Raw genomic sequence first — 2,939 nt, 5'->3', positions numbered from 1 at the left:
TAACGAGATTGGTACAATAAGCAAAATAAGGGCGTATGGGGGATGCCTTGGCTCTCAGAGGCGATGAAAGGCGTGATAAGCTGCGAAAAGTTACGGGGATTGGCACACACGATATGATCCGTAAATACCTGAATGGGGCAACCCACTATGTTGAAGACATAGTACACCGATAGGTGGGCAAACCCGCTGAACTGAAACATCTAAGTAGGCGGAGGAGAAGAAAACAAAAGTGATTCCGTAAGTAGTGGCGAGCGAACGCGGATTAGCCCAAACCAATGTTGTTAAGGCAATATTGGGGTTGTAGGACCACGTTATTTGTTGCGGATAGAATTAGAATCTACTGGAAAGTAGAGCCAAAGAAGGTGATAGCCCTGTATAAGTAATAGAAGATAACGATAGTGGTATCCTGAGTAGGGCGGGACACGAGAAATCCTGTCTGAATTTGGCGGGACCATCCGCTAAGGCTAAATACTCCTGAGAGACCGATAGTGAACCAGTACCGTGAGGGAAAGGTGAAAAGAACCGTGAATAACGGAGTGAAATAGATCCTGAAACCATACGCTTACAAGCGGTCGGAGCCCTTTCGTGGGGTGACGGCGTGCCTTTTGCATAATGAGCCTACGAGTTAACGTTGCTGGCAAGGATAAGTGGTTAAGCCACGGATCCGTAGCGAAAGCGAGTCTGAATAGGGCGCTTTAGTCAGTAGTGTTAGACGCGAAACCGTGTGATCTACCCATGGGCAGGATGAAGCGCTGGTAACACAGTGTGGAGGTCCGAACCGGTTGACGTTGAAAAGTCTTCGGATGACCTGTGGGTAGGGGTGAAAGGCCAATCAAACTCGGAAATAGCTCGTACTCCCCGAAATGCATTTAGGTGCAGCGTTATGCGTAAAGTTATATAGAGGTAGAGCTACTGATTGGATGCGGGGGCTTCACCGCCTACCAATTCCTGACAAACTCCGAATGCTATATAATGTTTCATAACAGTGAGGGCTTGGGTGCTAAGGTCCAAGTCCGAGAGGGAAAGAACCCAGACCATCAGCTAAGGTCCCCAAATATACACTAAGTTGAAAGAACGAGGTTTGTCTGCCCAGACAGCTAGGATGTTGGCTTGGAAGCAGCCATTCATTTAAAGAGTGCGTAACAGCTCACTAGTCGAGCGGACGAGCATGGATAATAATCGGGCATAAGTGTATTACCGAAGCTATGGATTTAGAGTTTACTCTAAGTGGTAGGGGAGCATTCTAACAGGGTAGAAGGTGTATCGTAAGGTATGCTGGACTGGTTAGAAAAGAAAATGTAGGCATAAGTAACGATAATGCGGGCGAGAAACCCGCACACCGAAAGACTAAGGTTTCCACAGCTATGCTAATCAGCTGTGGGTTAGTCGGGACCTAAGGCGAACCCGAAAGGGACAGTCGATGGACAACGGGTTAATATTCCCGTACTAGTTATTACTGTGATGGGGTGACGGAGTGATGAAAGCGCCGCGAACTGACGGAATAGTTCGTTGAAGTACCTACCTATAAGCTGCGCAGGCAAATCCACGCGGCTTGGGGAAATACGATAGTACTCGGAGTCTTCGGACAAAGAGATAGTGCGCCTAAGGGCTTCCAAGAAAAACCTCTAAACTTCAGGTAATAAGTACCCGTACCGCAAACCGACACAGGTAGTCGAGGAGAGAATCCTAAGGTGCTCGAGAGATTCATGGCTAAGGAATTAGGCAAAATAGACCCGTAACTTCGGGAGAAGGGTCGCCAGCAGCAATGCTGGCCGCAGTGAAGAGGTCCAGGCGACTGTTTATCAAAAACACAGGGCTCTGCAAAATCGTAAGATGAAGTATAGGGCCTGACACCTGCCCGGTGCTGGAAGGTTAAGAGGAGATGTTATCTTCGGAGAAGCATTGAATTGAAGCCCCAGTAAACGGCGGCCGTAACTATAACGGTCCTAAGGTAGCGAAATTCCTTGTCGGGTAAGTTCCGACCTGCACGAATGGTGTAACGATCTGGACACTGTCTCAGCCATGAGCTCGGTGAAATTGTAGTAGCGGTGAAGATGCCGCTTACCCGCAGTGGGACGAAAAGACCCTGTGCACCTTTACTATAGCTTAGTATTGACCTTGGACAAATGATGTGTAGGATAGGTTGGAGACTGTGAAGTGGCGTCGCTAGGCGTTGTGGAGTCATTGTTGAAATACAACCCTTTGTTTGTCTGAGGCCTAACCCCGTTTTGCGGGGGACATTGCTTGGTGGGTAGTTTGACTGGGGTGGTCGCCTCCAAAAGAGTAACGGAGGCTTCTAAAGGTTCCCTCAGTACGCTTGGTAACCGTGCGTAGAGTGCAATGGCATAAGGGAGCTTGACTGAGAGACATACAGGTCGATCAGGTACGAAAGTAGAGCATAGTGATCCGGTGGTTCCGCATGGAAGGGCCATCGCTCAAAGGATAAAAGGTACGCCGGGGATAACAGGCTGATCTCCCCCAAGAGCTCATATCGACGGGGGGGTTTGGCACCTCGATGTCGGCTCGTCACATCCTGGGGCTGGAGAAGGTCCCAAGGGTTGGGCTGTTCGCCCATTAAAGTGGCACGCGAGCTGGGTTCAGAACGTCGTGAGACAGTTCGGTCTCTATCTACTGTGGGCGCAAGAAATTTGAGTGGATCTGATTCTAGTACGAGAGGACCGAATTGGACAAACCTCTAGTGTATCTGTTGTCACGCCAGTGGCATCGCAGAGTAGCTACGTTTGGAAGGGATAAGCGCTGAAAGCATATAAGCGCGAAACCCACCACAAGATGAGATTTCTTTTAAGGGTCGTGGGAGATGACCACGTTGATAGGCTATAGATGTAAAGGCAGTAATGTCATAGTCGAGTAGTACTAATAACCCGTAAGCTTATGTACGCTTTTCTCCCGTCTTTCGGGACGGGAGAAGAAACTTTCTT

1 rRNA gene is annotated in these 2,939 nt (G+C 49.0%); it reads left to right on the top strand.

From position 1 onward, the window contains the following. The first annotated feature begins 14 nt into the window (after positions 1 to 14). A 23S ribosomal RNA gene (locus tag QLS31_RS16110) occupies positions 15 to 2,898 on the top strand. The last annotated feature ends 41 nt before the right edge of the window (positions 2,899 to 2,939 follow it).

This window comes from Flavobacterium sp. XS2P24 (genome assembly GCF_030010285.1).
Classification (GTDB): domain Bacteria; phylum Bacteroidota; class Bacteroidia; order Flavobacteriales; family Flavobacteriaceae; genus Flavobacterium; species Flavobacterium algoritolerans.
This window is presented reverse-complemented; position numbering and strand designations above follow the sequence as displayed.